Annotated in this window: 25 protein-coding genes and 2 pseudogenes; 14 read left to right on the forward strand and 13 right to left on the reverse strand. The window is 73.7% G+C overall.

The genetic code is table 11. The annotated features are described in order from the left end of the window. Window positions 1–580 (forward strand): annotated as a pseudogene (locus NUM_RS09370) (hypothetical protein); the annotation flags it as partial. Between the two features lie 171 nt (window positions 581–751). On the opposite strand, the gene NUM_RS09375 reads toward NUM_RS09370, so the two are convergent. Both NUM_RS09375 and NUM_RS09380 read right to left on the reverse strand, forming a co-directional pair. Then, window positions 752–997, reverse strand: a complete 246-nt coding sequence (locus NUM_RS09375) for a hypothetical protein (protein WP_207124417.1) — start codon at window positions 995–997, stop codon at window positions 752–754. A gap of 250 nt (window positions 998–1,247) precedes the next feature. Beyond that, entirely contained in the window at window positions 1,248–1,892 is a 645-nt protein-coding gene (locus NUM_RS09380; protein WP_207124418.1) for an O-methyltransferase, read from the reverse strand. A gap of 164 nt (window positions 1,893–2,056) precedes the next feature. Here NUM_RS09380 and NUM_RS09385 point away from each other — a divergent pair, with 164 nt between their 5' ends. Together NUM_RS09385 and NUM_RS09390 are read left to right on the forward strand one after the other, a co-directional pair. Further along, entirely contained in the window at window positions 2,057–3,403 is a 1,347-nt protein-coding gene (locus NUM_RS09385) for a S1C family serine protease (protein WP_207124419.1), read from the forward strand. A 172-nt stretch (window positions 3,404–3,575) separates the two neighbouring features. After that, window positions 3,576–3,971 carry a Sec-independent protein translocase subunit TatB gene (locus NUM_RS09390; RefSeq protein ID WP_207124420.1) on the forward strand — a complete coding sequence of 132 codons (396 nt, stop codon included), beginning with the start codon at window positions 3,576–3,578 and terminating at the stop codon, window positions 3,969–3,971. 3 nt (window positions 3,972–3,974) lie between these two features. Here NUM_RS09390 and NUM_RS09395 read toward each other — a convergent pair whose 3' ends face one another. Together NUM_RS09395 and NUM_RS09400 are read right to left on the reverse strand one after the other, a co-directional pair. After that, window positions 3,975–4,931: a sigma-70 family RNA polymerase sigma factor gene (locus NUM_RS09395; RefSeq protein WP_207124421.1), complete on the reverse strand. Its 957-nt coding sequence runs from the start codon at window positions 4,929–4,931 to the stop codon at window positions 3,975–3,977. Window positions 4,932–5,104: 173 nt separating this feature from the next. Beyond that, entirely contained in the window at window positions 5,105–6,253 is a 1,149-nt protein-coding gene (locus NUM_RS09400) for an Mrp/NBP35 family ATP-binding protein (protein ID WP_207124422.1), read from the reverse strand. 237 nt (window positions 6,254–6,490) lie between these two features. Between NUM_RS09400 and NUM_RS09405 the strand changes: the two genes are divergently transcribed. Together NUM_RS09405 and NUM_RS09410 are read left to right on the forward strand one after the other, a co-directional pair. Beyond that, on the forward strand, window positions 6,491–8,299 hold the full coding sequence (locus NUM_RS09405) for a serine hydrolase (protein WP_207124423.1): 1,809 nt from the start codon (window positions 6,491–6,493) through the stop codon (window positions 8,297–8,299). Between the two features lie 113 nt (window positions 8,300–8,412). Then, a complete protein-coding gene (locus NUM_RS09410; protein ID WP_207124424.1) occupies window positions 8,413–8,955 on the forward strand; it encodes a GNAT family N-acetyltransferase in 543 nt (180 codons plus the stop codon). Between the two features lie 134 nt (window positions 8,956–9,089). On the opposite strand, the gene NUM_RS37655 is transcribed toward NUM_RS09410, so the two are convergent. The 3 genes from NUM_RS37655 to NUM_RS09425 all read right to left on the reverse strand — a co-directional run bounded on the left by NUM_RS37655 (window position 9,090) and on the right by NUM_RS09425 (window position 12,510). After that, window positions 9,090–10,553, reverse strand: a complete 1,464-nt coding sequence (locus tag NUM_RS37655; RefSeq protein ID WP_207124425.1) for a hypothetical protein — start codon at window positions 10,551–10,553, stop codon at window positions 9,090–9,092. A 192-nt stretch (window positions 10,554–10,745) separates the two neighbouring features. Further along, entirely contained in the window at window positions 10,746–11,267 is a 522-nt protein-coding gene (locus NUM_RS09420; protein WP_370466950.1) for a DUF1003 domain-containing protein, read from the reverse strand. Continuing rightward, complete coding sequence (locus tag NUM_RS09425; RefSeq protein ID WP_207124426.1) at window positions 11,260–12,510, reverse strand: magnesium transporter MgtE N-terminal domain-containing protein; 1,251 nt, start codon at window positions 12,508–12,510, stop codon at window positions 11,260–11,262. Before NUM_RS09425 ends, NUM_RS09420 begins: the two co-directional genes overlap by 8 nt. 216 nt (window positions 12,511–12,726) lie before the next feature. Here NUM_RS09425 and NUM_RS09430 point away from each other — a divergent pair, with 216 nt between their 5' ends. Continuing rightward, window positions 12,727–13,578, forward strand: a complete 852-nt coding sequence (locus NUM_RS09430) for a PhzF family phenazine biosynthesis protein (protein ID WP_207124427.1) — start codon at window positions 12,727–12,729, stop codon at window positions 13,576–13,578. An 86-nt stretch (window positions 13,579–13,664) separates the two neighbouring features. Here the strand turns inward: NUM_RS09430 and NUM_RS09435 are convergent, their stop codons facing one another. Together NUM_RS09435 and amrA are read right to left on the reverse strand one after the other, a co-directional pair. Further along, complete coding sequence (locus tag NUM_RS09435; protein ID WP_225918453.1) at window positions 13,665–14,174, reverse strand: hypothetical protein; 510 nt, start codon at window positions 14,172–14,174, stop codon at window positions 13,665–13,667. A gap of 49 nt (window positions 14,175–14,223) precedes the next feature. Further along, window positions 14,224–14,850, reverse strand: a complete 627-nt coding sequence (amrA, locus tag NUM_RS09440; RefSeq protein WP_207124428.1) for an AmmeMemoRadiSam system protein A — start codon at window positions 14,848–14,850, stop codon at window positions 14,224–14,226. A gap of 254 nt (window positions 14,851–15,104) precedes the next feature. On the opposite strand from amrA, the gene NUM_RS09445 reads away from it, so the two are divergent. Beyond that, entirely contained in the window at window positions 15,105–15,905 is an 801-nt protein-coding gene (locus tag NUM_RS09445) for an SDR family NAD(P)-dependent oxidoreductase (RefSeq protein ID WP_051802789.1), read from the forward strand. A gap of 64 nt (window positions 15,906–15,969) precedes the next feature. Here the strand turns inward: NUM_RS09445 and NUM_RS09450 are convergent, their stop codons facing one another. Both NUM_RS09450 and NUM_RS09455 read right to left on the reverse strand, forming a co-directional pair. Continuing rightward, a complete protein-coding gene (locus tag NUM_RS09450) occupies window positions 15,970–16,470 on the reverse strand; it encodes a DUF4190 domain-containing protein (protein WP_207124429.1) in 501 nt (166 codons plus the stop codon). Between the two features lie 208 nt (window positions 16,471–16,678). Then, entirely contained in the window at window positions 16,679–18,613 is a 1,935-nt protein-coding gene (locus tag NUM_RS09455) for an intein-containing Rv2578c family radical SAM protein (RefSeq protein ID WP_308440559.1), read from the reverse strand. A 131-nt stretch (window positions 18,614–18,744) separates the two neighbouring features. Between NUM_RS09455 and NUM_RS09460 the strand changes: the two genes are divergently transcribed. After that, on the forward strand, window positions 18,745–19,128 hold the full coding sequence (locus tag NUM_RS09460) for a thiol-disulfide oxidoreductase DCC family protein (protein ID WP_207124431.1): 384 nt from the start codon (window positions 18,745–18,747) through the stop codon (window positions 19,126–19,128). A 53-nt stretch (window positions 19,129–19,181) separates the two neighbouring features. Here the strand turns inward: NUM_RS09460 and NUM_RS09465 are convergent, their stop codons facing one another. Both NUM_RS09465 and NUM_RS09470 read right to left on the reverse strand, forming a co-directional pair. Then, window positions 19,182–20,063: an MFS transporter permease gene (locus tag NUM_RS09465; RefSeq protein WP_225918454.1), complete on the reverse strand. Its 882-nt coding sequence runs from the start codon at window positions 20,061–20,063 to the stop codon at window positions 19,182–19,184. After that, window positions 20,060–20,557, reverse strand: a complete 498-nt coding sequence (locus tag NUM_RS09470; RefSeq protein ID WP_225918455.1) for a hypothetical protein — start codon at window positions 20,555–20,557, stop codon at window positions 20,060–20,062. Before NUM_RS09470 ends, NUM_RS09465 begins: the two co-directional genes overlap by 4 nt. Window positions 20,558–20,814: 257 nt before the next feature. Here NUM_RS09470 and NUM_RS09475 point away from each other — a divergent pair, with 257 nt between their 5' ends. From NUM_RS09475 to NUM_RS09500, 6 genes and pseudogenes are all read left to right on the forward strand, one after another. Then, window positions 20,815–21,594, forward strand: a complete 780-nt coding sequence (locus NUM_RS09475) for a DUF695 domain-containing protein (protein ID WP_207124432.1) — start codon at window positions 20,815–20,817, stop codon at window positions 21,592–21,594. A gap of 136 nt (window positions 21,595–21,730) precedes the next feature. Continuing rightward, complete coding sequence (locus tag NUM_RS09480; RefSeq protein ID WP_207124433.1) at window positions 21,731–22,249, forward strand: hypothetical protein; 519 nt, start codon at window positions 21,731–21,733, stop codon at window positions 22,247–22,249. A gap of 205 nt (window positions 22,250–22,454) precedes the next feature. After that, a pseudogene (locus tag NUM_RS09485) lies at window positions 22,455–23,042 on the forward strand (TrmH family RNA methyltransferase); the annotation flags it as partial. A 97-nt stretch (window positions 23,043–23,139) separates the two neighbouring features. Beyond that, a complete protein-coding gene (locus NUM_RS09490) occupies window positions 23,140–23,781 on the forward strand; it encodes a DUF6758 family protein (protein ID WP_308440560.1) in 642 nt (213 codons plus the stop codon). Window positions 23,782–24,017: 236 nt separating this feature from the next. Then, window positions 24,018–24,176, forward strand: a complete 159-nt coding sequence (locus tag NUM_RS09495; protein WP_169745903.1) for a hypothetical protein — start codon at window positions 24,018–24,020, stop codon at window positions 24,174–24,176. Window positions 24,177–24,184: 8 nt separating this feature from the next. Further along, the gene (locus NUM_RS09500; RefSeq protein WP_207124435.1) at window positions 24,185–24,979 is read left to right on the forward strand and encodes a PH domain-containing protein; all 795 of its coding nucleotides are present in this window, start codon (window positions 24,185–24,187) and stop codon (window positions 24,977–24,979) included. Window positions 24,980–25,040 lie beyond the last annotated feature (61 nt).

Raw genomic sequence — 25,040 nt, forward strand, 5'->3', positions numbered from 1 at the left:
CGACGGCGCCGACACCGCGGGCCGGCCCGCGGCTGCCGGCGGGCGGCTGCCGGGCGCGCGGCGGCGCCGCTGGCTGCGGCTGGCCGCGGCCGCGGTGGCGGTGGACGCGGTGATCGCGGTGCTGATCTCGCTGCCGGTGCTCCCGGTACGCGTGGCCGGGCAGACCCCGATCCCGGCACTCAACCCGACCATGCGCGACGCGGTCGGCTGGCCGGCGTACGTGCGGCAGGTCGAGGCGGTCTACCGGGCGGTGCCAGACAAGGCCGCCACCACGCTGCTCGCCGCCAACTACGGCGAGGCCGGGGCGCTCGCCCGGTTCGGCACCGGGCTACCTGCTGTCCACAGCGGACAGAACGAGCTGTGGGAGCAGGGCCCGCCGCCGTCCACCGCCACCGCCGCCGTGGTCGTCGGCCTGGACCCGGGCGACCTGCCCGGCGTCTTCGCGCGCTGCGAGGTACGCGCCCGGCTGGACAACGGCGTCGGCGTCGACAACGAGGAGCAGGGCCGCCCCGTCCTCTACTGCACCGGCCGCACCGCCCCCTGGGCCACCCTCTGGCCCCACCTCCGCCACCTGGACTGACCCCACCCGAGCACGGAGAGCGCCGGCACCCGGCCGCCGTGGCCACGGGCGGCGGACCGGCGGGCGATCACCGCGGTGGTCGCGCCGGTGCCTGGCCGCCGCGGACAGTGGTCCCTGCCGTTCGGGCCGGGCCGATCGTCGCGCCGAACGAGGGCCGGCCGCCGCGGCGGGTCAGTGGCCGTAGGGGCAGCGCGAGCCGCGCCAGTGGTCGGTGCAGTAGGAGCGCTCGCAGACCGGGCAGAAGTACGGCGCCCAGGCCGGGTCCCGGTCGTACAGCACGCCGGGCAGGTCGTCGTCCGCCGACCGGACCCGGTGCGCCAGCCGCTCGTCGGCCAGCGGTTCCGCCACGTCGGTCGCGCCGAAGCCGGACACCATCAGGGTGGCGTGGTCGCCGGGGCCCGGGAGCAGCTCCACCATCGCGGCCGCCTGGCGGCAACCGTGGTACTGGCAGGCGACGGCGGTGCGGGTTCGCGCCGGAGGTGTTGAGTCGAGCACCTGGCAAGTGTGCCGAAAGCCCACAACCTGATCTATTCGCAAGATCACTTTGCTCAGATGTTGACACATCCGATCCGCCCTCCAGCGACGCGGCGCCGACGGCCGGCGCGGGTGGTCGTCGACGGTGTCGCGCTGCCGGCCCTCCCCACGCTCACCGCGCCGACCGTCACGCTCAGCGGGTGCCGTGGGTGCGGACGGCGGCGAGCAGACCGTCGGCGACCGGGAGCAGCGCGGGCAGCCAGTCGTCGCTGTCGCGTACCGACTTGGCCAGCTCGCGCAGCGTCACGCTCTGCGGGTCGCGGGCGGCCGGGTCGGGCACCCGGCCGCCGCCGAGCGCGCCGGCCACCGCCACCACGCCGCCCGGCCGCAGCAGCCGGTACGCCTCCGCCACGTACTGCGGGTACTCGGCCCGGTCGCCGTCGACGAACACCATGTCGTACGCGCCGTCGGCCAGCCGCGGCAGCACGTCCAGCGCGCGGCCGGCGATCAGCCGGGTCCGGGACGGGGTGAACCCGCCCTCCCGGAACGCCAGCCGCGCCTGCCGCTGGTGCTCCGGCTCCAGGTCGATGGTGGTGAGCACGCCGTCCGGGCGCATGCCGCGCAGCAGCCAGACCGAGCTGACGCCGACCCCGGTACCGACCTCGACCACCGCCCGAGCACCCGCTGCCGCGGTGAGCAGGCGCAGTGCGGCGCCGGTACCGGTATCCACCGGATCGACGCCGATCTCGGTCGAACGGGCACGGGCGTCCGCCAGTACGTAGTCTTCGGCAACGTACGACTCGGCGAAAACGTGGCTCTGCGGTCCCAGGGTGGCCATGGCCTAGAGCCTAAGGAATGATCCGTCCGACTCGGGGATGCCATGACGTGTAATCCTGGAATACGGCGCCACCGGGCTGTCCGACGCGGGCGAACACGGTGCCACCGCACGCTCACCGCGTGCACGACCGGGATACCCGGACACTGGGGAGAGGTGGACCAAGGGTGACCGACGGCAGCACGACCGGTTTCCCCGACCCGCAGTGGTCGAGTGGCGGGCAGCGCCCACCGACCGCGTGGCCGGGCGGCGCGCCGCAGCCCCCGACGCCGCAACCATCGTCCCCACCCCAGCCCTCGTCGGCCTGGTGGTCCAGCGGCGGCGGCCACGATCCGTGGCGGAACCCGCAGACCCCGGCGGTACTGCTGCACCAGACCAACGGTGAGCCGGGGCCGCCGCTCGATCCGGTCCCCGACCCGCCGGCGCCCGGCGCGGCGCCCCGCCGTTCGGTCGGGCTGGCGGTGACGATCGTGGTGGCGTTGCTGGCCGGCGCGCTGGGCGGCGCGCTCGGCTACCTCGGCGCCGCCGGCGGCGGCACCGGCCACGGCGTGCTCGGCGCCTCCGCGACCGACAAGCCCAAGGCCGCCGACCGGGCCCCGGAGTCGGTGTCGGCGGTGGTCAAGAAGGCGCTGCCGAGCGTGGTGACGATCCTGATCCGGACCGACAAGGTGGAGGGCAACGGCTCCGGCTTCGTCATCTCCTCGTCCGGCTACATCCTGACCAACAACCACGTCGCGGCGGCCGGTTCCGGCGGCGAGCTGAAGGTCGCGTTCTCCGACGGCACCACGGCCGACGCCACCGTCAAGGGCACCGACCCGGAGTCCGACCTGGCGGTGCTCAAGGTCGACAAGAGCGGGCTGACCCCGATCAAGTTCGGCGACTCCGACCGGATCGCGGTCGGTGACCCGGTGATCGCGATCGGCGCGCCGTACGGGCTGTCCAACACCGTCACCACCGGCATCATCAGCGACCTCGACCGGCCGGTGATCACCGGCAAGGACGAGAGCAGCGAGGCGTACATGGCGGCGATCCAGACCGACGCCGCCATCAACCACGGCAACTCGGGCGGTCCGCTGCTGGACGGCGCCGGCCGGGTCATCGGCGTCAACACCGCCATCCGCACCGCGGACGAGTCCGGCTCGGACGAGAACAGCGGCGGCAACATCGGCCTGGGCTTCTCGATCCCGATCAACCAGGCCAAACGGGTCGCCGACGACATCATCCAGACCGGCAAGGCCCGCCGCACCGTGATCGGCGCCACCGTGGACAGCTCGTACGACAGCACCGCCGGGGCGCGGATCAACAAGGTCGTCGGCGGCGGCCCCGCCGACAAGGCCGGGCTCAAGGACGGCGACGTGATCGTGCGCTACGACGGCCAGCTCGTCGGCTCCGGTACCGACCTGATCGCGTTCGTGCGCAAGGACGCACCCGGCACGGTCGTCCCGGTCGAGTACGCGCGGGACGGTGGCAAGCACAGCGCCAACATCACCCTCGGCGCCGCCACCCCGAACTGACCGGTACCGGCGACCCGATACCTCCGGTTCGTCGCCGGTGCCGGGTTCGCCGGGCGACCGCGTCGGAGAATGCCACCGACCGCGGACTCCCACACCGGCCGGCGCGGTGCGTAAGGTGGGTGCGTTGCCCGGGGTTCGCGACGACCCCGGGCCCGCAGGGTGAGGAGCGTGGATGTTCGACAGTCTCGGCTGGCCGGAGATCTTGGTGCTCGTCCTCATCGGCCTGTTCATCTTCGGCCCGGACAAGCTGCCGAAGTTGATCTCCGACGGGGTCAACATGATCCGGCAGCTGCGCCGGATGGCCACCAACGCCACCGGCGACCTCTCCCGCGAGCTCGGCACCGACATCTCGCTGGAAGACCTGCACCCGAAGACGTTCGTGCGCAAGCACATCCTGTCCGAGGACGACCAGGACGCGATCCTGCGGCCGTTCAAGGAGGTCTACTCGGAGGCCAGCGACACCGCCGGCTCCCTCGACCTCAACTCGGCACTCAACGACGAGGACGACGCGCCGGCGGTCGACTCCGGCTCGCGCCGCCGCCCCCGCTTCGACGTCGACGCCACCTGACCGTCAGTCGAGCCGGGCCGGCAGACCGAACAGCGGGAACAGCCGCTCGGTGTCCAGGAAGCTGTGCCAGGCGGTGATGCTGTCGCCGTTGGTCTCGATGATCTGCAGCGCCCACGGCGCGTGCCCGCCGCCCGGGCTCGGCCGGTACTGACCGAAGGCGGCCGAACCGTTCGCGCTGGCCGGGATCAGCCGGGACCCCTGGCACTCCGAGCCCGGCCCGCGCAACCAGTCGAGGATGTCGGCGCGGCCGGACAGCCACAGCGGCAGCGGTGGCATCGACATGATCGCGTCCTGCCGCAGCAGCGCGGTCAGCGACGCCAGATCGTACTGCTCGAAGGCGGTCAGGTAGCGGGCGAGCAGATCGCGCTGCACGTCGTCGAGCGGTTTCACCGGCTCGGCGTCGTCGCGCTCGGCCATGGTCGCCCGGGCCCGCTGCAGCGCACTGTTGACGCTGGCCACCGTCGTGTCCAGCAGCTCGGCGACCTCCGAGGCCGGGAACGCCAGCACCTCGCGCAGGATCAGCACCGCCCGCTGCCGTGGCGGCAGCGCCTGCAGCACCGCCACGAACGCGAGCCGGACCGAGTCGCGGTGCGCGGCGAGCTCCGCCGGATCGCCGGACTCCGGCAGCATCCGGTCGTCCGGCGCCGGGCCGATCCAGGTCGCCTCGGGCAGCGCGTCGGGGATGGAGCCACCGGACCAGTTGTTGGTCAGATCCATCGGCCGGGCCCGGCGCTGGGTGCCCTTCACCATGTCGAGGCAGACGTTGGTGGCGATGCGGTAGAGCCAGGTGCGCACCGACGCGCGCCCCTCGAACGAGCCGAATCCGCGCCAGGCGCGGACCAGCGTCTCCTGCACGGCGTCCTCGGCCTCGAACGCCGAGCCGAGCATGCGATAGCAGTATCCGGTCAGCTCCGTGCGGTGCGGCTCGAACCGCTCCGCGACCACGGTGTCGCTGGTCACGCGTCCCCCCGGGCATCGACTCGGCCACCTCGGCCGATCAGGGCGCCGAGTCTACGACGGACCCCCGACGTTTTCGGGCTGCTCGCGTCAGCTCCGACCGAATGACCGATGACGATCCCGCGGCCGGGGCCGCGACCCGGGTACTTCGAGACGGGCCCGCAGGGAACGGGCGATCAGGCCGGGGACAGCCCCAGCGAACGGCCGGCCAGGCTCTCCCGGCGCACCGCGAGCCGCTCGGCCACCGCCGACAGCGCCACCGCGGCGGGCGACTCCGGATCGGACAGCACCACCGGGTCGCCGGCGTCGCCGGCCTCCCGTACCCGGGTGTCCAGCGGGATCTGACCCAGCAGCGGCACCTCGGCGCCGATCGTGGTGGACAGCGTCTCGGCGACCCGGGCGCCACCGCCGGCACCGAAGACCTCCATCCGCTCCCCGGACGGCAGCTCCAGCCAGGACATGTTCTCCACCACGCCGACCAACCGCTGATGGGTCTGCAGCGCGATCGCGCCGGCCCGCTCGGCCACCTCGGCGGCGGCCAGCTGCGGCGTGGTCACCACCAGCAGCTCGGCGGTGGGCAGCAGCTGGGCGATGGAGATCGCCACGTCGCCGGTACCCGGCGGCAGGTCGAGCAGCAGCACGTCCAGATCGCCCCAGTACACGTCGGCGAGGAACTGGGTGAGCGCCCGGTGCAGCATCGGGCCGCGCCACACCACCGCCGCGTTGCCCTGGGTGAACATCCCGATCGAGATGACCTTCAGGCCGTGCGTCGCCTGCGGCGGCATGATCATGTCCTCGACCCGGGTCGGGCGGTCGGTGACGCCGAGCATCCGCGGCACCGAGTGGCCGTAGATGTCCGCGTCGACCACGCCGACCGACAGGCCGCGCGCGGCCAGCGCCGCGGCCAGGTTGACCGTCACGCTCGACTTGCCGACGCCACCCTTGCCGGAGGCCACCGCGTACACCCGGGTGCGCGAGCCGGGCTGGGCGAACGGGATGACCGGCTCGCCGCCGCCCGCGCCGCCGCGCAGCTTGGACTGCAGGTCGCGACGCTGCTGCTCGGTCATCACGCCGAAGTCGACCCGGACCGAGGAGACGCCCGGCACCGCGCCGACCTCGCGCGAGATGTCGGACTGCAGGGTGTCGCGCAGCGGGCAGCCGGCGACGGTCAGCAGCAGGCCGACGGTGACGCCGCCGTCCGCGTCGATGTCGATCGAGCGGACCATGTCCAGCTCGGTGACGGGGCGGCGGATCTCCGGATCCTGCACCTTCGACAGCGCGGTGCGGATCTGCGGTTCGAGCTCGGCAATGGCAGGGGCGGACATGTTCCCCATGCTACGAGCCCGTTCGCGGTTCGCCCGCCGAGGTCGACGTGACCCGCGGCTCGTCACCCGCGCCCGGATGCCGGCGGCCGGCCCGCGGTGACCGACTCGTACCGTTCCCTGGTGGGATGTTCCGATCCCGGACCGCGCCGGCGAGGGGGAAAGCCCGCGGAAAGGGTTTACCTGGCCCATTCGACTGGTGCAGGATTCCTTCGGTATCTGGACGGATGGAGGACACGCATGTCCGAGATTTCCCGACGGTCATCGGTTTCCCGACGGTCGCTGCTGCTCGGCGGTGCCGGTGGAGCCGCCGCCATCGCCCTCGGCGGTACCGGCGCCCTCGCGCCCGGCGCCGCCGCCGAGGCCGCGCCCGTCGGCCACCGGGGCGACCCACCCACCGCCACCGAGGCCGACATCCGGTTCAGCCCCGGCCGCACCCTGCGCACCGGCCGCCCCGGCCAGGCCGGCCTGGTCGGCGACACCGTCCAGGGGATGCCGGACGACCTCGCCCGCTACCTGACCACCACCCCGGAGAACCCCAGCCACCCGATGTACGCGGGCGCCGCGGTCATCGCCGTCAAGGACGGCGTGATCGTGCAGCACGCCGCGGTCGGCGACGCGGTGCGCTACACCCTCGACGGCACCACCGTGGTGGAGCTGCCCGCCGACCAGCGCATCGCCGCGACCACCGACACCATCTGGGACCTCGCCTCGATGTCGAAGCTGTTCACCGCCACCTCGGTGATGCAGCTGATCGAGCAGGGCAAGGTCGACCTGAACGCGCCGGTCGTCACCTACCTGCCGGCGTTCGCCTCGCACGGCAAGTCCGACATCACCGTGCGCAACCTGCTCACCCACACGAGCGGGCTGATCCCCGACCCGATCCCGTCGCTGTGGGCCGGCTACCAGACGATCCCGGAGCGCAAGGCGGCGATCCTGGACACCACGCCGTCGGCGCCGCCGGACACCCAGTACGTCTACTCCGACCTCAACTTCCTCACCCTCGGGTTGATCGTCGAGACGATCAGCGGCCAGAGCCTCGACGGGTACGTCCGCGAGCACATCACCGAGCCGCTCGGCCTGCACGACACCATGTACAACCCGCCCGCCGCGCTCCAGCACCGCGTCGCGGCCGAGGAGTACGAGCCGTGGGCCGACCGCGGGCTCGTCTGGGGCCAGGTGCACGACGAGAACGCCTGGGCGCTCGGCGGCGTCGCCGGCCACGCCGGCGTCTTCTCCACCACCCACGACCTCGCCATCTTCGCCCAGATGTACCTCAACGGCGGCCGGTACGGCCGGGCCCGGATCCTGAAGGACGAGACCGTGCGGCTGATGCTGCACGACTACAACGGCGCCCAGTTCCCGTACGACACGCACGGGCTGGCCTGGGAGCTCGGCCTCAACTGGTACATGGGTGCGCTCGGCTCGCCGGTCACCTTCGGGCACACCGGCTACACCGGCACCTCGATCGTGGTGGACCCGCTGTCGCACTCGTTCGTCATCCTGCTCACCAACCGGGTGCACCCGAGCCGCGACTGGGGCTCCAACAACATCTCCCGCCGGGTCGCCGCCGACGACCTCGGGCTGGCGCTGCCGGTACGGGACACCCACCACGCCTACTACAGCCGCACCGACCACGCGGACAGCACGCTCACCGTGCCGGTTCCGGACGGGGCGACCACGCTGCGGTTCCGCCTCTGGTACGACACCGAGCCGCTGTCGGACTTCCTCACCCTGCAGGCGTCGGGCAACGGCACCGACTTCACCGGGCTGAGCTGCGACCTCGCCGGCGGGCCGTGGTCCTGGACCGCCGGGGACGGCTCGGTCAACGGGTACGGCGGGCGGCGCTGGCTGTCCGGCACCGCGCAGGTACCGGCCGGCACCACGGCGCTGCGCTGGCTCTACGCCACCGACACCAACTCGCAGGGCCGCGGCGTGTACGTCGACGACGTCACCGTACTGGGGCGCCACGGCGTGCTGTTCGACTCGCGCCGCTCCGCCGACGCGGCACGGATTTCGCTGGTTGGCTGGACGCGGCTCGACGGCTGAGCCAAGATGACGGCAACCGGCCGCGTGCCCTTTCCACCCCTTGGGGCACGCGGCCGTCGTCTCGGCTCCGGCGCGGCACCGTGCCCGGGCCGTACCGGACGGGGGTGGTGCCGGTGAGCCGCGAGATCGTGACGTGGTCCGCCGACGAGGTGGTGGCCAACGCCGACCGGCTGGCCGCCGTGTACGGGGTCGCGTTCGCCGCGTACGGCGAGACCGACGAGGACACCGCGGCGTTCCGGCACCGGTCGTTGCCGATCCACGCCGGCCGGGACGACTTCCGCTGCGTCGTCGCCCTCGACGGCGACGAGCTGACCGGCTTCGGCTACGGCTACCAGGGCGCGCCCGGGCAGTACTGGACCGACCGGGTCGCCGACCTCGCCCCGCCGGCGGTGGTCCGCGGCTGGCTCGGCGGCCACTTCGAGCTGGTGGAGCTCGCGGTACTGCCGGCCAGCCAGGGTTGCGGTCTCGGCGGCGCCCTGCACGACGCGCTGCTCGCCGACCTGCCGCACCCGGCCGCGCTGCTGTCCACCTGGCAGTACGACACGCCCGCCCGGCGGCTCTACCTGCGCCGCGGCTGGCAGCCGCTGGCCGAACTGCCCGACGCCACCCTGATGGGCACCCGGCTGCCGTTCACCGCCACGGCCCGTCCCGCCTGACCCGCCGGCGGATCGGGTACTCCTGCCGGACCTCCGGCCCGAATCCAGGACCTGTGGCCGGCGAGTCGTGCCCGACGCGCCCGGCGCAGGTCCGGGGTCGGCCGCGGCTGCGCGATCGCCGCGCGGGGCGAGGGTCAGTTGGCGTCGTCGGCGCCCGCGCTGGCCGGCGGGTTGGCCGGCGGCGACGTCGGCGCCTCGCTGGTCGGAGCCTCGGTCGGCGACGGCGCCGTGCTGTGCGTCGGGGTCGGCGCGCCGGTGCGCGTCGGCCCGGTACTCGGGTGCTGGTCCGGCCGCGCACTGTCGCTCGGGCTCGGCGAGTGCGAACCGGTCGGGCCGGCGGAGTGGCCGTTGCCGCCGGTGTCGTCGGACCCGTCGGTCGACCGTCCGTGGTGACTGCCGCCGTCGAGCACCGCGCCGGCGGTGCTGCCGCTGTCGCCGTGTCCCCACAGCGCGGAGAACGACGTGCCCATCAGCGCCTCGATCCCGGTCAACGCGCCGAACGCCAGCACGAAGATCAGCGCGGCACTGCCGACCAGGATCGCCGCACGCCGGGGGAGCGGTCGCCGGCGCGGCGCCCCGTACACGCCGCCCGGCCGGCCCGCCCCGCTGCCCCTGGCCGGGCCGGCGGCGTCGGCCGCGCTCGCGCCGGGCCGCGCCGGCTCCGCGCCACCGCCGAGCGGGCGGGTGGCCTCGTCGCGCGGGCCGAGTGGCTCGCTCGCTTCGCCGAGCGGTCGGGTCGGTTCGTCGCCGGCGCCGAGCGGTCGGGTCGGCTCGTCGTTCGTGCCGTGCGGCCGGGTCGGTTCGTCGTTCGCGCCGAGCGGTCGGGTCGGTTCGTCGAGCGGTCCGGTCGGTACGGTGCGTCCGCCGTGCGGTCGGGTCGGCTCGCCGTGTGTGTCGAGCGGTCGGGTCGGTTCGTCGAGCGGTCCGGTCGGTACGGTGCGTCCGCCGTGCGGTCGGGTCGGCTCGCCGTGTGTGTCGAGCGGGCGGGTGGCCTCGTCGTTCGGGTCGAGCGGGCGGGTCGGTTCGCTGCCGTCGGGCTGCGGGACCGCGGCCCGCAACGGCTGGCTGGGTATCCGTGCCGTCGCCGAGACGACCTGGGCCTGCCCAGCGCCGGCCCGCCCGAGCGCCGGCGCACCGCCGACCGTGGCGATGCCCTGGCCGGTCCGGGCGCCCCGTACCGGCGCGGTGCCCCGGCCCGGGGCCGGCCCGGTACCGGTGCTCGGAGGCACGGTACGGCTGGTCTCGGCGGTCGTGGCGCCGGCGAGGGCGGCGGCGCCGCTGCCGATCGCGGCCCGGGCGTCGCCGGGGGCGGCCCGGGTGGCGCCGTTCCGGCGCAGCACCTTGACCTGCGCGTCCTTCAGCGTCTCCTTGCCGCGCTTGAGCGACGCGGTGTACAGCGCGTTGCCGACCGTGGCGACGACGCTGACCAGAGCGGTACCCACGACGGTGCCGGCGACGCCGAGCGCGGACGCGGCGACCGCGGCCGAGACGGCCGCGGCGACCGACGCGACGATCTGTACCCCGGACAGCTCGATCCGGCGCCGCTTGCTGCGAGTCGCGGGCTCACCGGTGGCGGCTCGGGTCTCGTCGGGGGGCACCGTCGTCCTCTCGGGGGGTAGGGGAGGCCGGCGCATCGGTGGTCGTGGCCGTACCTCGGGACCCTTCCAGAGTGGCGGCGACCTGCTGCTGCGTTCAGTGGTTCGGGACCGATGTGGGAGACGACACCGGATTCCGGTTACGCACGCCACTGCAACCGCGACGCACCGTGTCGGCGCGGACGCGGTCCGCCGTCACGGCTCCGGCGTGGCCGCGGGTACCGGATTCGGCGGGTCCCGGCGGTCGATCTCCTCGATCAGCCGGGACAGCTCCGAGCGGACGAAGTCGCGGGTGGCCACCTCGCTCAGCGCGATCCGCAGCGCGGCGATCTCCCGGGCCAGGTAGTCGGTGTCCGCCTTCTGCGCCGCGGCCCGGCGGCGGTCGGCGTCGGCCTGGATCCGGTCCCGGTCGTCCTGCCGGTTCTGCGCCAGCAGGATCAGCGGCGCCGCGTACGACGCCTGGGTGGAGAAGAACAGGTTGAGCAGGATGAACGGGTACGGATCCCAGCGCAGCCCGGCCAACCCGATCAGGTTGACGCTCACCCACAGGATGACCACCACCGTCATCACCACGATGAACTGGGCGGTACCCATGAACCGGGCGGCGGCCTCGGCGAACCGGCCGAACGTGTCCGCGTCCCAGCGCGGCAGCCGGAACCGGCCCGGCACCCGCGGCTGATCCAGCCGGCCGCGCACCGGCCGCTCCCCGTCAGGCACGGTCCCGGTCCCGCCAGTCCTCGGGCAGCAGGTGGTCGAGCACGTCGTCCACCGTCACCACGCCGACCAGCCGGTTCAGCTCGTCCACCACCGGCATCGCGACCAGGTCGTAGGTCGCCATCTGTCGGGTCACCTCGGCGATCGGCGTCTGCGGCCCGACCGGATCCAGGTCGTCCACCACCACGCCGCCGACCAGATCCGACGGCGGCTCCCGGAGCAGCCGCTGGAAGTGCACCATGCCCAGGAACCGGCCGCTCGGCGTCGCCGCCGGCGCCCGGCTGACGAACACCTGCGCCGCGACCACCGGCGAGCGCTTCGGCTCCCGGATCGCAGCCAGCGCCTCGGCGATCGTCACGTCCGGCAGCAGGATCACCGGATTGGTCGTCATGATCGACCCGGCGGTACCGGCCGCGTAGTCCATCAGCCGCCGCACCGGCGCCGCCTCCGCCGGCTCCATCAGCGCGAGCAGCTCGTCCTTCTCCGGCTCGGGCAGCTCGGCCAGCACGTCCGCCGCGTCGTCCGGATCCATCGACTCCAGGACGTCCGCGGCGCGCTCGACGCCGAGCGACTCCAGGATCTCCACCTGGTCGTCGTTGGGCAGCTCCACCAGCACGTCGGCCAGCCGGTCGTCGTGCAGCGCGCCGGCCACCTCCAGCCGGCGCCGGCCGGACAGGTCCTGCAGCGTGTTCGCCAGGTCCGCGGCGCGCATCTGGTCGAGCACGGCGAGCAGGTTCGCGGTGCCCTGCTCGCCGGCCGCGTCCGACAGCCCGGTGACCTGCTCCCAGTCGACCTGGCGCAGATGACCGCGCCGGCCCAGATGGGTCGGGGTCGCGCGCACCGCCAGCCGGCGCAGCGACCACTCACCGGAGCGCTCCTGCTCCATCCCGACGTCAACCACACTGCCCGGCCGGGGGTCGCTGCCCGGTTCGGTGACGCTGACCCGCCGGTCCAGCAGGTCCTCCAGCACCAGCGCCTCGCCCGGCTTCTTCTCGAACCGCTTCAGGTTCAGGGTGCCGGTCGACAGCAGTACCGCGTCCGCCTCGATCGTGGTGACCCGGCCGATCGGCACGAAGATCCGGCGCCGGACCCCGATCTCGACCACCAGGCCGACCACCCGCGGCGGCGCGTTGCCCGGGCGCATCCGGATCACCGCGTCGCGCACCCGGCCGACCTGGTCGCCGTTCGGGTCGTACACGACGATGCCGGCCAGGCGCGCCACGTACACCCTGGTCGCCGCTGCCACGCCGTCAGCCTAACGACTTGGTGGCCGAGAGCACGGCGGGCCGCGCCGGCTCGCGACCGCGCCGCCGTCGCCCACCGAGTCGGGACGGCAACGCCCCCGTCCCGCGCCTTCGGCGGGTACGCACGCGCTGCTCCGGTACTCGCGGGTGCACGCGCAGGGTCCACCGTGCTCGGAGTGGCCCTGTGCCGACCCGAGCCGGCGGCCTACGGTTTCGGCATGCTTCGGTACGAGATCGTCGACGTGTTCACCGACCGGCCCTACGCTGGCAACCCGCTCGCCGTGGTCTTCGGCGCCGACTCGCTGGACGACGCCCAGCTGCTGTCGATCGCCGGCGAGTTCAACCTGTCCGAGACCGCGTTCGTCCTGCCGCCGGCCGCCGGTGGCAGCTACCGGGTGCGGATCTGCACCCCGCAGAGCGAGCTGCCGTTCGCCGGGCATCCCAGCGTCGGCACCGCCACCACCCTGGTACGGCTCGGCCGGCTCGCGCCCGGGCCGCTGGTCCAGGAGTGCGGCGCGGGCAACCTGCCGATCGAGGCGACCGCGGAGCGCGCCACGCTCACCGGCGGCGAGCCGAGCGTCGGGCCCGAACTCGACCCGGCGCCCTACCTCGACGCCGTCGGGCTGACCGCCGCCGACCTGGCCGGCCCGGCGCCCCGGCTCGCCGGTACCGGAATCGACTCGGTACACCTGCTGGTGCGGCCGGACGCGCTGGCCCGCACCGTGCCCGAGGTGGCGAGGATCCGCGCGGTGGCGCACACCATCTCGGTCAGCGCCTGGGACCCGGCCAGCGCCACCTCCCGGGCCCGGGTGTTCGCCGGCGACCTCGGCGTGGCGGAGGACCCGGCGACCGGATCGGCGGCGCTGGCGCACGGCGCGTACCTGGTGGCGGTCGGGCTGCTGCCGGCCGACGGCGTCACCGGCTACACCGTCCGGCAGGGCGTCGAGATGGGCCGACCGTCCACATTGCAGGGTGAGGTCACCGCGGTGGCCGGCCGCGCCACCCGCTGCCGGGTCTCCGGCGAGGTCGTCCCCGTCGCCGCCGGCGAACTGCGCGAACCACCCCGCTGAACCCCACCGCGGCGCCGGGCCGACGACGCTCGGCCCGGCGCGGCAACCGCCGGCGAGAGCCGCGCTGGCGGCCGGGTCGCCACCGGTCAGCGGCGGCGGGGCGTGCGGTGCAGGTGGAACGGGGTCGCGGTGCGCCGCGCCGCGGGCGTCTCCGCCGCCGGTGCGGCGAGCGAACCGTCCGGCAGCGGCCCCGGCGCACCGGCCGGCGTCAGCCGCGACACCACGCACTCGGCCGCCCAGCGCGCGCCGGTGTCCTCGTTCGCCGGCAGGTTCAGCCGCTTCGCCGCGAGCTGCGGCACCACCCGCTCCCACTCCTCGCCGCCCGGCTCGACCCGCCCCACCGTCGCCGGCCAGGTCACGATCCGCCCGCCGCTGTCGCCGCGCGCGGTCACCGTGCACCGCCGCGCCTCCGCCAGCCCCGGCACCGACTGCTCGCCCGGCCCGGACACCACGTACAGCGCGCCGTCCAGCCACGCGCACCACACCGTGCTGGCCCGCTCCGGCGGCCGGCCCGGCAGCTCGGCGAGCCACGCCACCGACGCCTTCCGCATCGCCTCGACGACCAGCGGTACCGGTTCCTCCGGGGAGTTCGTCACCGCACCATCCTGACCGATCCGGGCCCGGCAGTCAGCCGCGCCGCCTCCGTCACGCGCCGAGCGGGCCGCGCGGCGCACGATCGTGGAACTCGACCGTGCGGTACCGGCTCGCGGCCAGCCCCGTCGGCCACCCGCCGGCCGCCCAGCCACCCTTGACCAGCAGCCGGTCCAGGAACACCGCCGGATCGGCGATCTTCGCCCACACCGCCGGCAGGAACGTCGAACGCCGCACACCGTCGGTCAGCACCAGCCCGTCGACGCCCGGGCGCAGCGCCGCGAGCAGCTCCGCCCGGCCGGCCACCGCCAGCGGCTCGGCCGGCGTCAACACCGACACCTCGACGTCCAACTCCGGCCAGTCGTCCGCGGACACCGGAGGCAGCCGCGGATCGCGCATCGCCCGGCCCGCGTTGCGGGCCACGTCCAGAAACAGCGGCCGCACCGGCTGCAGCGAACCGATGCACCCGAGCAGCCGACCGCGCCGCTCCAGCGTCACGAACGACGCGCCCCGCTCCGCCAGCACCGGGTCACCGGGCGGCGCCAGCGCCGGCTCCGCGCCGAGCAGGCGATGACGTACCGTCGCGGCCGCCAGGCCGGCCAGCACCGCGCCCTCGGCCGGTGTCAACGCGCAGCCACGTGCCGCCCGTGCGGTCGGCTCGGCTTCTGGGTCGGTTGCCATGATTCACCCGCAGTTCTCCGATCGGGGCCGCCGGTCCGCGGCGCTTCGCGCGGCGGCGCCACACGCACCGTCGTACCGCACCCGGTCCACTCCCGCCACCGCGGTTCACCGGGACGGCCGACCCGGCGACCGGATGCCACCGGCGCGACCAAACGCCGGACCGGACCGGGCCGGACCCCGTAGGTTCGCACTACCGCGGAGAAGGGCCGCGCGGGTCGTTGCGCCGCCACGCACGGAAAAGGGAGGATCACGGCATGACCGACCAGACGAGGCAGGACCTCCCGGCTCCGCTCACCGACGACCTCACCGGGCGCACCGCCCTGGTCACCGGCGCCGGCAGCCCCAACGGCATCGGCTTCGCCACCGCGCGCCGGCTGGCCGCGATGGGTGCCCAGGTGGCGATCGTGTCCACTACCCGCCGCATCCACGACCGGGCCAAGGAACTCGGCGCCACCGGCTTCGTCGCCGACCTCACCGACGAGTCCGAGGTCGGCGCGCTCGCCGACGCGGTCACCGACCAGCTCGGCGACGTCGACGTGCTGGTCAACAACGCCGGCCTCGCCTCCAAGACCAGCCCGGAGGTGTTCCGGCCGGTCACCCAGCTCAGCCACGAGCAGTGGCGGGCCGAACTGGACCGCAACCTGACCAGCGCCTTCCTGATGAGCCGGGCGGTCGTCGGGGCGATGGCCGAGCGCGGCTGGGGCCGGGTCGTCAGCGTGTCCGCCACCGAGGGCCCGATCAACGCCATGCCCACCGAGGGCGCGTACGCCGCGGCCAAGGCCGGCGTGCTCGGCCTGACCCGGGCGCTGTCGATGGAACTGGTCGCCGACAACGTCACCGTCAACGCGGTCGCACCCGGGCTGGTGCACACCGACGCGTCCACCCTCACCGAACTGCGGCAGGGTCTCGACACGCCGATGGGACGGCCCGGCACCGCCGACGAGGTCGCCGCCGTGATCGCCTTCCTGTGCACCCCGTCCGCCTCGTACGTCACCGGGCAGCTGATCGTGGTCGACGGTGGCAACAGCATCCGCGAGTCGCACTACCGCGGCTGAGCCGACCGCCTGCCGGCCGGATCAGCCCCGCACAGGCCGGTGAGCACCGGCGACACGAACCGGATCAGCCGCCGAACAGGCTGGTGAGCACCGGCAGGACGAAGCTGTAGCCGTCCGAGCCGCTGTCGTAGCTGCTGGTGCTCGCCGCACCGATCGCCAGCACCACGATGCCGATGTAACCGAGGCAGCCCAGCACGTACAGCCCGGCGAAGATGTAGCCGACGATCAGGCCGGCGGTCGCCATCCCGTCGCCCTGCTCGCCGGACAGCTTGATCTGCTTCTTCGCGATGTGCCCGAAGATGATGCCGAGAACCGACCCGATGATCGGGACCACGAAGGCGCCGCACAGCGAGCAGACCAGCGAGGCGATGGCCATCGAGTTCGTGGTGGTCGACTGCACCTGGTAGCCGTAGCCGGCCTGACCGTACGGCGGGGGCGGGCCGTAGGGCGGCGGCGGCCCGTACGGCGGGGGCTCGCTCCCGGCGGGCAGCGCGTACGGCGAGTAGGGCTGCTCGTCGTAGTAGGGGCCGCCCGGTGGCTCGCCCTGGGGCGTTGGCCAGCTCATCGGTGTGTCCTTCCGTGCCAGCCCCGTGCGGAGCGCAACCCACGTGCGCCCGACGGCAGACGCGAGTCTTCTGGGGGTGCGCCCGAGGCTACCTGCCGCGTGCACGTCGACGCTCGCGGCACGGACGTTTCCGCCCCAGACCGGGCAGTGTCGCGGCAGGCCGCGGGCGGTCGGCGTCGCCGTCCGCCCGCGGCATCCGGCCCTGGCGTCAGACCAGTCGCAACTGCTCCGCCGGCCGCCCTGCCGGCGGCGCGCCCGGTGCGGCCTCGCCGACGTCCCGGAAGTTCTCGGCGGAGCGGTCCGGCAGGCCGTGCCGGCGGCAGGCGGACCGCACCCGGGCGACGACGGTGCGCTGGTAGGCGGCGGGTGCGTAGCTGCCGTTGCGGTAGAGCCGCCGGTACGGCTGGACCAGCCGCGGGAAGTGCCGCTCCAGGAACGACTGGTACCACTCGCGGGCGCCCGGCCGCAGGTGCAGCACGATCGGCGTGATGCTGGTGACGCCGGCATCGACCAGCGCCGCCACGGTGCGGTCCAGCTCGGCCTCCTGGTCGGTGAGACCGGGCAGGATCGGTGCCATCAGCACCGAGCAGCCGATGCCCGCGTCGGTGAACCGGCGGACCAGATCGAGTCGACGAGACGGTGCCGGGGTGCCCGGCTCGACCAGCCGCCACAGCGCCTCGTCCAGGAACCCGATGGAGAACGCGACCGACACGTCGGTGGTCGCCGCGGCCTGGGTGAGCAGATCCTGGTCGCGCTGGATCAGCGTGCCCTTGGTCAGGATCGAGAACGGGTTGGCGTGGTCGCGCAGCGCGCCGAGGATCTCCCGCATCAGCCGGTAGCGCCCCTCGACCCGCTGGTACGGATCGACGTTGGTGCCCATCGCGATCGGCTCACCGCACCACCGCGGCGAGGCCAGCTCGCGCCGCAACAGCGGCCCCGCGTTGACCTTCACGATGATCTTCGAGTCGAAGTCGTGCCCCGCGTCCAGATCGAGATAAGTATGCGTATTCCTCGCAAAGCAGTTGTGGCTGATCACGCCGTTGGCGACGAAGTCCCCGGTCCCGGTCGTGATGTCGTACATCTCGCGTTCCTCGCCGAGATCCTCGATCGAGACGACCCGCAGGTCCGCCGCGCACTTGACCGCGGTTCCGCTCAGCGCGCGCTTGCGGTCGATCGCCGGATCGGTCAGTGCGAAGAAGCGCATCCGCTGCGGCAGACCGCCCCGAATCCGCACGTACTGGAGGCTGTCGGCTCGGTCTCGCCGCTCGACGACGGGGTCGAAGTCGAATCGTCGCAGCGCCGCGCTGGCCCGGCCGATGAGCTCGGGGTCGGTGTTGGCGATGCGAAAGATGCCCTGGCTGTGGCTCCCCTCCGCGTCGAAGACGCCCGCAAGGAAACCGCGATCCCACTCCGCCGTCGTGGCCGCCGGATAGGCGATGAGCTCCCGGGTGCGGGCCACATCGTCGCGTCGCGAACTGGTGCCGTCGCCTCGGACGATCCCGGACAGGTACCCGCGGCGATAGTCCGGCCCCGCATCGACCGGGACGGGGAGCGATCCGATGCCCATCAGCGAGTTGCCGGTGGTCAGGTACGGCCGTCGTGCGGCGCCGTTCATCGCGCCGCGGACGTGCTTCCAGCCGCGCTCGGTCAGGAAACGGTGATCGCCACTGGCCACGATGGTCGTGCCGTCCGCGAGGGTGACCCGGTACGCGTGTTTGACGGTTCGCCAGTGCGCCAGCACCTGAGTCGGGACGTACCTCCGGTAAACGCCGTCGCGACGGGTTCCGTAGATCTCGTCGCCGACCTGCAACTCGGCGATCGGACGCGAGCGCCCGTCCGCGAGCAGCACCTGCGTCGCGCCGTCCAGGCAATACACACACGCGTGGGTGCAGCCTCGGTAGGGGTTGATGGTCCAGCGGAACGGCATGGCGGACTCGCCCGGGACGCGGTTGATCAGCGACTTGGCCTGGATCTCGATCGCCATCGCGTCGTCGGTGCCGGCGATGACCGGACCGGTCGGGGCGAGCTGCAGCCCGGCCCGACCCGAGCCGCGTCGCTGCGCCGACGGATCGGGCAGGCCGAGCGGCAGCGCCTGCTCGGCGAGATGGTCGGCCCGCTGCTGTTCCCAACGCATGCCCTCCATTCGAACACACGTTCGATCGATCGTCCACCGAAACCGCAGATCCGGCCGGCGCGGTCGCTTCCGGGGGCGGTGTCGGGCGACACCGGCGGGATCGGTGGCCGGCGGCGGTGAAGAGGGGCAGGATTGGCGGTATGACCGGCGATCGCCCCACGTTTCTGTTCGATGGCGACTGCGCGTTCTGCTCGAGCTGCGCGGGGTTCATCGAGCGGCACATCCCGACCCGGGCCGCGGTGCTGCCCTGGCAGCGGGTCGACCTCGACGCGCTGGGCGTCAGCCAGCGGCAGGTCGACGAGTCGGTGCAGTGGATCGACGCGGCCGGCGTCGCCTCCGGGCCGGACGCGATCGCCCGGCTGCTGCGCGACGCCGGTTCGTTCTGGCGGCCGCTGGGGGTGGTGCTCGGTGCGCCGCCGGTGCGCTGGCTGGCCTGGCCGGTGTACCGGTGGATCTCCCGGCACCGTGACCTGATGCCCGGCGGGACCGCGGCCTGCGCGCTCCCCGCCGCCGACCGCCCCTGACCGTCCCGCGCCGCCCGTCCCGTGCCAGGCCGGGCGGGGTGGGGCGGGGTGGGTCACTCCGCCAGTGGGGGAGCGGTACGGCCGCGCAGCAGCCGGGCCGCCCAGCGCACCGGGCGGACCCGCTCCAGCGGCAGGAAGCTCGTCATCGCGATCAGGTGCGGGACGAAGCTGATCGTCACCGCGGCGAACACCATCAGGTGGAACGCGTACATCAGCGTGACATGCAGGTAGTACCAGCGACCGCGGAGCAGGAACACGATCGGGGTGGTCAGCTCGAACGCGACGATCAGGAACTGCACCACGACCAGCAGGTGCGGTACGTGGGTGGACCACTCGACGAGCTCGGTGCCGCGGCGCAGCACGGCGCGGGCCATGGTGGCGCCGGTCAGCCACTCCAGCCCGCCGAACCGGAACTTCGCCCAGGAGGACAGGAAGTAGGTGGCGACCACGGCGAGCTGCGTGCAGCGCAGCGCCCAGCCGGCCTTCTCCGACCGGGTCGTGTCGCCGTGCCGGGCCGCGCCGACGGTCGGCAGTACGGCCAGCGCCACCAGCAGGTCGAACCGGTCGTGGTCGACCTTGCCGTAGCTCATGGCGACGAGCATCCACTCCAGGTACAGCGCGAAGACCAGCCAGCCGAGCAGCCGGGGTGCGCGTCCGGTGGCGGCCAGCAGCGCGGCGGCCAGCAGTACCCAGAACAGCACGGTGGTCAGCAGCCAGCCGGGGGTGGGCAGCGGCAGCAGCCGGCCGATCAGCAGCGGCTGGTACAGCGTGCCCGGCACGTCGGCGTGCAGCCGTACCCACGGCGTGAACACGACCAGGTCGGCCGCCACGAACAGGTAGACGAGGGTACGGAACGCGGCGATCCGGCCCAGCGGCACCGGGCTGGTGAACCACCGCGCCACCGCGCCGGCGGGCCGGCCGAGCCGCGCGCTCACCGGGCCCGCCAGGTGGCCTCGGTACGTTCGGTGTAGGCGCCGGTGGGCCGCCCGTCGCGCAGCGCGAGCAGCCGGACCACGACGTCGATGCGCACCAGCCGCGGCGCGTCCGGCTGCCGCCGGTGGTACGCGGTGGCGATCGCGCCGAGCAGCTCCGGGTGCCGCTGGATGCGGGGCAGCTGCCCCTCCAGCTCGGCGCGGCGGAACCCGGTCTGGGTGTCGGTGAGCTGCAGGTGCCGGCCGGACGCGTCGACCGCGCGCAGCCGGGTGTCGTGCACCGGTGCGTTCAGCTTGTCGGCGGTCGCGTACATCCGGAACGGGCCGAACGGGAAGTCGTCGTCCTGCCCGACCAGGGTGCCCACCAGCAGCAGCGCCGCGCCGGCGAGCGCCACCACGACCCGGATCGCGCGGCCGTGCGGGCTCAGCCGCCGCACCGGTGGCTCGTCCGGTACCTCGTCGTCGGTACCGGCCCGGGTGGTGATCTGCCCCTGCATGCGCAGAGTCTGGCACGCCGCCTGCTCCCGCGCGTGCGGCCCCGGCCGGTACCGCCGGGTCGACGGGTGTCGTGCCGGCCGGGCGCGCGGTACGGCAGACTTGCCGGCGGTGGCCGCGAACCGGCCGCCGCGTCGTCGGGCCGTGCACGGCCCGGGCAGGACATCGTTCAGAGGCTGTGGGGGACCTTCGGGCGTACGGGCCCGGTGCGGCCGAGCATGCGGCCCCCACAGCCACTCAGGTCGAGGGAGTCGCCGTCGTGCCGCTGTTCCGCCGCAACAAGCCGAGCTGGGAGCCGGACTGGCAGACCTTCCCGGGCCGGGTGCCGGCGTCCGCGGGCGGGCCGGAGGCCGACGCGATGCTGCACGCCGACCTGGCCGCGGTGGCCGCCGCGCCGATCGCGGAGCTGCCGGTCCGGCTGACCGTGCGGGTCGCGTTCGGCGCCACCCGACCGGACGGTTCGCCGGCGGCGGGTGCGGCGCACCAGCTGTACGTGTTCGAGGACAAGCTGGCGGCCGAGGTGGCCAAGCGGGCCGACGGGCAGTACGTGGGCCGGGTGATCAGCGCCGGTGAGTGCACGTTCGTGTTCCAGCTGCCGGCCGAGCCGGGGGAGTGGAAGCTGCCGGCGGGCCCGGAGTTGCCGACCGGCCCGGCAGTACCGGTGCGCCACGCCGAGGCCGATCCGGACTGGAGCTACGTCCGGACGGTGTTCACCAAGGATCCGGCGGCCGAACAGCGCAGCTACAACCGTCCGCTGGTGGCGGCGCTGGTGGCCCGGGGCGACCGGGCCGAGGTGCCGCGGCCGATCGAGCACTCGGCGCACTTCGCCGACCAGGCCGGTGCCGGTGCGACCGGCAAGGAGCTGGGCGCGCTGGGCTACCGGGTCACCGCCAGCACCGATCCGGAGGGCGGCGTCACGCTCACCGCGGTACGGGCCGCGCCGCTCACCGCCATCGACGAGGCGTCGGTGCAGGTCCAGGCGGTCGTGCAGGCGCACGGCGGTGACTACGACGGTTGGGGCAGCGACCTGGTCCGCTGACCCGCGTGTACCGCACGACATCCTGACGTAACGTCGCCGATCCGACACCTGACGTGCTGGCATCGAGTTCGGAACGTCCCGTCACCGGACATTCCGGCTCTATCCTGAGACCGGAGCCGAGGGTGCGGAGGCGAACATGACCAGTCAGACGCAGCACCGGGACGTCACCGACTTCACGCCGCACGAGTGGCAGCTGCTCGTCGAGCTGCCGGAGCGGGTGGTGATCGCGGCGACCTCTGCCGAGGCGGACGGGATGCGCCGCACCATCGACGAGGGGCTCGCCGGCGACCGGGCCATCGAGACCGGCCGGCACTCGGACAGCCCGCTGGTGCGCCGGGTCGCCGCCGAGCTGTGGACCGACGACGACCCGGAGGCGCCGCGGCCGGCGGCGGTCGAGTTCAACGACCGGGCCCGCGGGGTCGCCGAGGTGCTCGCCGCCTGCCGCCGGGCCGCGGACGTGCTCGCCGCCAAGGCGGCGCCGGCCGACGCCGCGGCGTACCGGGACTGGATCGGCGCGATCGCCGACCGGGTCTGCGCGGCGGCCCGGTCCGGCGGGTTCCTGGGTATCGGCGGTGAGGCGGTCTCCGCGGCGGAGCGGCGCTTCCTGGCCGAGCTGGCCAGCGCCTTCGGCGACCCGTTCGGGCAGGCCCGCTGACCGGAGCCGGCATCCGGCGCCGACCCGCACCGGCGCCGATCGGCGCCGTGCGCCGACCCGTGCTCGGCGTCGTGCGCCGGCCGTGACGCGCGTCGAGGACCCGCGTCGGGCGCGAACTCGTGATCGGCGTCCGGCGGCGCGGAACCGGTGCCGGAGGCGCCGTATCGTCGTCAGCGTGCACGACGAACAGGACGCCGGTGTGGGGATGGGCCCCTGGTCCGGGCCGTGGCCGGACGACCCGCGGTTCGACCCGGAGCTGCTCGCCGGCGGCGACCGGCGCAACGTGGTCGACCGCTACCGGTACTGGCGGCGCGAGGCGATCGTGGCCGACCTGGACACCCGGCGGCACGACTTCCACGTGGCGGTGGAGAACTGGCAGCACGACTTCAACATCGGCACCGTGGTGCGCACCGCGAACGCGTTCCTCGCCCGCGAGGTGCACATCGTCGGCCGGCGCCGCTGGAACCGGCGCGGCGCCATGGTGACCGACCGGTACCAGCACATCCGGTACCACCCGGGCATCGAGGACCTGCTCGGGTACGCGGCGGAGGCGGGTCTCACCCTGGTCGGCATCGACAACCTGCCCGGGTCGGTACCGCTGGAGTCGGTGTCGCTGCCCCGGCGCAGCCTGCTGCTGTTCGGGCAGGAGGGGCCGGGACTGTCCCAGCCGGCCCGGCGGGCGGCGAGCCTGGTCTGTTCGATCGCCCAGTACGGCTCGACCAGGTCGATCAACGCCGGCGTGGCGAGCGGCATCGCCATGCACGCCTGGATCCGGCAGCACGCGGCACCGGCGGCCGGCCCGGCGGGTGGCGCGCCCGCGGAGGCCGGTTCTCCTGCGGCGCCCGCGGTGTCGACTTGACGGGGCCGATGCGGACGATCACCGTGGACGGGTGAGTGCGGCGAGGTGCCCACGATGCGGACGGCCGGTCCACCGGTCGGACGCCGGGCCCGGCGAGTGGGTCTGTGCGCGGCACGGGCCGGTGCCGCCGCTGCAGATCCCGGCCCGGGTCGGCCCGGCCGAGGTGGACGCGGTGCGTGCCGGCGGCCGGGTACCGCTGTGGTGCCCGTGGCCGCCGCTGCCGGACTGGATGCTGACCGGTGTCGGCTGGGCGGGTGACGTGCCGGCCGGCGCGGTGGCGACCGTCTCGGCCTGCTCGGGGCCGGCGCCGCTGGGTGGCCCGGCCGACGTCGTGCTGGTGGCCGAGGAGCCGGGCGTGGGGCTCGGCTGCTGGTTCGCCGGCATCGACGGCACCGACCCGGGCCCGGTGCTCGCCGCGGCGGTGTCCGCCGACGTGGCGCACGCCAAGATCATCGCCGGTGGCCATCCGACGCCGCTGTGGTCGGTGCCGTCGATCGACGACCGCAGCGTCTACGTCGGCGAGGCGAAGGGCCTCTGGCTGTACGCGATAGCCCATCCGGCCTCGGCCGGCTACGTGCTCGCCGAGCACGTCGTGCTGCACGATCTCACCGATTCCCGACCTGCGGAACTCGTGTACGGAGCGTTGTCGCCGTACCTGTCCGCGGTGCGCTGAGCAGATCCGGCCCTACCAGCGACGTCGGCCGAATCGCCGAGGATGCCCGAACACTGTGCGTACCGGCGCGGTACGCGGCGACCGACCGTGCCCGGATCGTCGGGTACCGTGTTGGAGGGTGACGTGACACGGTGCCGGAATCGTGACTGATTACCCCGGTGAATTCAGGCCGAAGATTCACAGTGTGGCGTTGAGCTGATACGCTAAGTAGCGATATGTGACGTCGGGGAGGGACAATGATCAAGAAGATCCTCACCTGGGGTGGCCTGGCCTTCCTGATTTTCTTCATCGCCTACAAGCCCACTTCGGCCGCGACGGTCGCCAAGACCATCGGCGGTGGCATTGTCGACATTCTGACCGGCGTGGGTAACTTCTTCTCCAGCCTCGTGGGTTAATTTGAGGGATGCACCGCGACGAGGCCGACCGGTCGGCGGATGACGCTCGGCGCGATACCGAGCCCATCCCCGGAATGGCGCATCCCCCACGAAACCGGGCCGACGACCTGCTGGGCGACGGCGACTCGCCGCCACCCAGCGGCCGGGCCGACATTCCACCGCCGATCGAAGAACCGGTCGGCGGCTACACCGACACCGACGACTTCGACTCGGCCACCGGGCTGCCCAACGACGGCCCGCGCCGGGTCACCTCGGTCGAGCCGGAGCCCAGCGCCTATGTCGCGCGCTACCTGTTCCCGACGGAGAAGTACCGCGGGGAGTGGCGCCGGCACTGGATCCACATCATCGTGCCGATCATCGTGCTGATCGTCGCCACGTTCCTGATGGGCTTCGTCAGCAGCCTGCTCGCCCACTACAAGGCCGACATCGCGGTGACGGTCGTGGTGCTGCTGTGGGTGCTGTCGCTCATCTGGGTCGGCTGGCGCACGTTCGACTGGTTCCAGGACAGGTTCATCCTGACCAACAAGCGGGTCATGCTGATCAACGGGCTGATCACCCGCAAGGTGGCGATGATGCCGCTGCTGCGGGTCACCGACATGAAATACCAGCAGTCCCCGCTGGGCCGGATGCTCAACTACGGCACGTTCGTGCTCGAGTCGGCCGGTCAGGACCAGGCGCTGCGCGAGGTGCCGCACCTGCCCAACCCGAACGAGCTCTACCTGCGCGTGGTCGAGGAGATGTACGAGCCGGAGGCGGTCGAGGCGCGGCTGGGCGAGTCCGAGTCGGACGGCAGCGACGCCTGACCCCGGTCGGCCGCGGGTGGCGCCGCGCCGATCGGTACCGACCGGCGCGGGTCGCACCGGC

The organism is Actinocatenispora comari (genome assembly GCF_017312725.1).
Taxonomy (GTDB): domain Bacteria; phylum Actinomycetota; class Actinomycetes; order Mycobacteriales; family Micromonosporaceae; genus Actinocatenispora; species Actinocatenispora comari.